At 52.1% G+C, this 3,047-nt stretch carries 3 protein-coding genes and 1 tRNA gene; 2 read left to right on the forward strand and 2 right to left on the reverse strand.

Translation table 11 applies throughout. From position 1 onward, the window contains the following. A partial coding sequence (locus ACYCZJ_RS16395; RefSeq protein ID WP_461555294.1) for a LemA family protein occupies window positions 1–352 on the reverse strand: 352 nt, incomplete at its 3' end. A gap of 225 nt (window positions 353–577) precedes the next feature. On the opposite strand from ACYCZJ_RS16395, the gene ACYCZJ_RS16400 reads away from it, so the two are divergent. Then, window positions 578–1,423 carry an acyl-ACP desaturase gene (locus tag ACYCZJ_RS16400; protein WP_461555295.1) on the forward strand — a complete coding sequence of 282 codons (846 nt, stop codon included), beginning with the start codon at window positions 578–580 and terminating at the stop codon, window positions 1,421–1,423. Here ACYCZJ_RS16400 and ACYCZJ_RS16405 read toward each other — a convergent pair. Continuing rightward, a complete protein-coding gene (locus tag ACYCZJ_RS16405) occupies window positions 1,407–2,594 on the reverse strand; it encodes an iron-containing alcohol dehydrogenase (protein ID WP_461555296.1) in 1,188 nt (395 codons plus the stop codon). The genes ACYCZJ_RS16400 and ACYCZJ_RS16405 overlap by 17 nt on opposite strands. 244 nt (window positions 2,595–2,838) lie before the next feature. On the opposite strand from ACYCZJ_RS16405, the gene ACYCZJ_RS16410 reads away from it, so the two are divergent. Next, a tRNA-Met gene (locus ACYCZJ_RS16410) sits at window positions 2,839–2,915 on the forward strand. Window positions 2,916–3,047 lie beyond the last annotated feature (132 nt).

Below are 3,047 nucleotides of genomic sequence, written 5' to 3' on the forward strand. Positions count from 1 at the left end.
CGTGTTCCATCTGTTCGAGAAATTCACGCTTGCGCGTGCGCTTGAGACTGAGGTCTAGGTTCAGGGTGGTTTGTTTCATGGGCTCAATGTTGACACAATGGGTTCGGGTGCGGGGCGCGAAAGTGGGAGTTTTGCAGAGTTTCCCTAGGGTTTGTTGCTCGAACTGCATATACTGCTTGCAGGTTTCCACCAGCTTGGGCAGCTCGTCGTGACGTTGCTTGAGCAGTACATCGATGTTCGACCAGGCGCGGCCGACGTTGTGCTTGAGTGTGACCAGTCCGTTATAGAGCAATATCGTGTAAAGCGCGACAATGACCAGAATGATCAGTGTGACAATTTGAGCAGTTCCCATGGTTTCTCCCCTTCTTATTGCTTGAGTGTAACGGATAAGCAGAGAAAAAATTAAGTGCCAGGCGAGCTTATGTAAAGGTATTGCTTGAGGTTGAGGACAGGCAGCGCACCATTAGCTGACGAATGTGTTATGTTTATTCATGAACGTTGATAATATTTGTCACGGTTTTGTCGCAATGCCGCAATGCGGCTTCAGTAAATTAACTATTTTTCAGTCGGAGTCCATATGCTTTATCCGGAAGTTTTTGGCACCTTGGAGAAATTGCGCTGGAATATGGCCAAAGACGTGCCTTGGGATAGCTTTGATCCCGCACTATTAACCGATGAGCAGGCAGTGACAATCAAGATGAATGCCATTACCGAATGGTCTGCGCTGCCCGCAACTGAAATGTTTTTACGCGACAATCGCCATGACAGCGATTTTTCGGCGTTTATGTCGGTGTGGTTTTACGAGGAGCAAAAGCATGCGCTGGTGTTAATGGAATATCTGCGCCGCTTTCGTCCGGACATGGCACCTACTGAGGAAGAATTGCATCAGGTGCGTTTTGAATTTGATCCAGCACCGCCGCTGGACACCCTCATGCTGCACTTCTGTGGCGAAATGCGACTGACGCAGTGGTATCGCCGCGCCGCACAGTGGCACACCGAGCCTGTCATCAAGCATATTTACGGCCTGCTCTCCGGCGATGAGGCGCGTCACGGCGGGGTTTATTTTCGTTACATGCAGCAGGCGATCGAACGTCAGGGCGATGAGGCGCGGGCCGCTTTCGCCAAGGTTGGAGTGTTGATGACCAGTTCCGGGCGCAGTAGCAAACCTCTGCATCCCACCAATTTGCACGTCAGTGCCGATTTTTTCCCGCAGGACACCATTCAGAGTCGCCTGCCCGATCCGGACTGGCTCGAACACTGGCTGGATAATCAGATACAGTTTGATCCAAGCTGGGAAGCCAAAGTGGTCAACACCATCCTGATCAAGTTATCCAATCTGTTCGGCCAGTCCTTTGAGAGTATCAAGGATCTGAACCGTTACCGTAAACAAGTTGCTTCGGCGGTGCCTACAGCCGCATTCTAAGCACGGTTTCAATCTCGTCATCGGTCAGCAATATAGGGTTGGTTTTCATACTGCTGCCGCGACTTTTCGCCACGATGCGAGGTAGATCGTTTGCATGGACGCCAAAGTGATTGAGGCATGGCAGTTGCATCGTCTGGGTCCACTCATCCAGCATGTTAGTCAACGCTGCGTGAGCCGCCAAATCATTCAGTGTTTCATCGTTGCTTAGCAATCTGCCCAACTGCGCGTATTTACGTAAAGCAATACTGTTTGGGGCACGTTGCAATAATGCATGTATGTTGATTTGCGTCGCCGCTGCGACCAGGGTGCCACAGGCTACGCCGTGCGGGATCGGGAAAAATGCCCCCAGCGGTGCAGCCAGCCCATGTACCGAACCCAGCCCGACTTGCGCCAGCGTGATACCCGACAGGAGTGCGGCATAGGCCATGCCAGAGCGCGCATCCGCAGCGGCGGCACCCTGCCGATACCATACCAACAGGCTGTTACGCGTTACGCGCAGGCCATCCAGCGCAAGTGCATCGGTAAAGGGATTGGCCTTGGTGGAGACAAACGACTCCAATAGCTGAGTAAGCGCATCCATGCCATTTGCGGCGATCACCGAGGCCGGGCAGGAGGCAAGCAGATCCGGATCAACTACGGCATATTCCGCTATCAGGCTTTCATCGCGGAATGACTTTTTAAAGCCGTGCTCACCATGCAGGCTTAATACGGCATTTTTGGTGGCCTCCGAGCCTGTGCCTGCCGTAGTCGGCACCGCAATAAAGGGGGTGGCAGGGCCCGAATAAGGCCGCTCTGGCCCAACGCCTTCGAGGTGATCCATGACGGAGTTGCCCGGGCGCAGCAAACCTGCGATCGCTTTCGCGGCATCCAGGGCACTACCCCCGCCAATGCCAACCACAACGTCGATTGCACAATCCTGTAAACGCGCCACAGCCATGTCTACCAAATACGGCGAAGGCTCGGTTTCCACCTTTACATCCAGCCATGTCATCCCGTGCGCTTCCAGGCCGCACAATAATTCTGTCCAGATGCGTGAATCACGAATAGCGGAGCGCCCGGTGACCAGCAGTACATGTTTGCCATAACGTGCAGCCAGCTCAGGAAGCTGCTGGACAGTACCTGATCCGAATAAAATGCGTGGCAAACGTGAAATATTGAATGCATTCATCATAAAATTTGATTGCAGGTGTGGTTGTAATGAAGAGGTGTTCGCATTTTTTTGATTATTCGAGTGTATTTTTTATTACAGTAAAAATGAAATCTGTTCAGGTATTTAGGTTCATTTTGCCCGCAAAATGTATCCCCGGCAAAGGGGGTGAACGCGAATAAATGTTGACGCCAAACGCCGTGCTTTGCTATAGTCTCACTTCTCGACGCAGCACAAACAACGCAGCGATGAGAAGCAGTTAATCGGACGCGGGGTGGAGCAGTCTGGCAGCTCGTCGGGCTCATAACCCGAAGGTCGTAGGTTCAAATCCTGCCCCCGCAACCAAGCAACACCGCTCTTTAACAACAAGACAACCGATAAGTGTGGGTATTTGCGATGGGTACCTGATTTTGGGAGCTGGGTAACTGGTTTCTGGAAGAGGGAAGTAAGAAATTGCAAGTGCTCAGACTTAAAGCA

This window comes from Sulfuriferula sp. (assembly GCF_054605375.1).

Bases quoted from the DNA above. Each gene is read 5' to 3' on its own strand.
- ACYCZJ_RS16400 (WP_461555295.1), top strand. From the start codon at position 578: ATGCTTTATCCGGAAGTTTTTGGCACCTTGGAGAAATTGCGCTGGAAT.
- ACYCZJ_RS16405 (WP_461555296.1), bottom strand. From the start codon at position 2,594: ATGATGAATGCATTCAATATTTCACGTTTGCCACGCATTTTATTCGGA.